Below are 375 nucleotides of genomic sequence, written 5' to 3' on the forward strand. Positions count from 1 at the left end.
GGGCTGCGCCCTGCCTCTGCCGTCTGCATAAGACTATGATGCACAAAAATAACAGGCTATAATGGCCTGAAAAACGGGACAGGATGTGCAATTGTAATACCGTCACACGCGACGCTATTACAATTGCCATCTGGTCAGGGCTTCGCCCCGACACCCCGTAAGGAGCCTGAAGTGAGTGATAGTGCGGTAAGAAAGAAAAGTGAGGTACGGCAAAAGACAGTTGTCAGGACACTCAGATTCTCTCCTGTTGAGGATGAAACCATCAGGAAAAAAGCTGAAGATTCCGGACTTACTGTATCTGCTTACATCCGAAATGCAGCACTGAATAAGCGAATTAACTCCCGTACAGATGATGCTTTTCTGAAGGAGTTAATG

At 47.2% G+C, this 375-nt stretch carries 1 pseudogene; it reads left to right on the forward strand.

Features of this window, described 5'->3' with window-relative positions:
- Positions 1-171 precede the first annotated feature (171 nt).
- Positions 172-375: pseudogene (gene nikA, locus RTW80_RS27715) on the forward strand (IncI1-type relaxosome accessory protein NikA); the annotation flags it as partial.

It is taken from the genome of Escherichia sp. AM3, assembly GCF_032029835.1.
Taxonomy (GTDB): Bacteria; Pseudomonadota; Gammaproteobacteria; order Enterobacterales; family Enterobacteriaceae; genus Escherichia; species Escherichia coli.